This is a genomic window from Aminobacter sp. P4_D5, from assembly GCF_056401815.1.
The window spans coordinates 1-751 of sequence record NZ_JBFUIP010000635.1 but is presented as its reverse complement, the minus strand read 5'-3'; the positions used below and the strand labels follow the sequence as shown (position 1 = coordinate 751).

Here is a 751-nt window from a genome sequence, read left to right as displayed (position 1 = left end):
GCCTGCAATATCTCGACGCCATGCAGGCGGCCTTCGACCGCGACCCTGAATCGGTCGAGCCGGGATGGCGCGTCATCTTCCAGGTCATGGAAGAGATGGATGCCAGGCGCCCGGAGGGCGTGGCGGATGCCGGCGCCGAGTGGCGCGACCGCGGCCACCTGAGCGCCGCGCTGGACCCGCTGGCGCCGGTCCCCACGCCGCCCGCCGATCCCATCCAGGCGCTCTACACCGGCACGCTGGCGGTGGAATCGGCCCATATCGACGATGCCGCGCGCCGCGCCTGGCTGCGTGCCGCGGTGGAGCATGATGCCGGCCTGCCCGCCCCCGCCGCGCCCATGGCGGTGCTGGGCGAGTTGATCGAGGCAGAGGAATTCGAGAACTTCCTGGGCCGGAAATTCCCCACCAAGAAGCGCTTCGGCGCCGAGGGCGCGGAGGCCGTGATCCCGCTGCTGCGCCGCGTGCTCGCCAATGCCGCCGCTCAGGGCGTCACGCGGGCGGTGATCGGCACCATGCATCGGGGCCGGCTCTCGATCATGGCCAATGTGCTGGGCCGCAGCCTCGCCCGCATGATCGGCGAGGTGAAGGGCGCGCATCCCTTCCCGGCGGACACGGCGCGGTCGGGCGACGTGCCGTATCATCTCGGGCTCGAGGCCGATCTGGTGCTCGACGGAAACCCCATCCGCGTCACGCTGCTGTCCAACCCCTCGCATCTGGAGGCGGTCGATCCGCTGGTGCTCGGCCGCGCCCGCGC

1 protein-coding gene is annotated in these 751 nt (G+C 71.8%); it reads left to right on the top strand.

What is annotated here, in order from left to right; translation table 11 throughout:
* The coding region (locus AC1DWF_RS34005; protein ID WP_476842893.1) for a 2-oxoglutarate dehydrogenase E1 subunit family protein at positions 1-751 on the top strand (751 nt) is incomplete at both ends.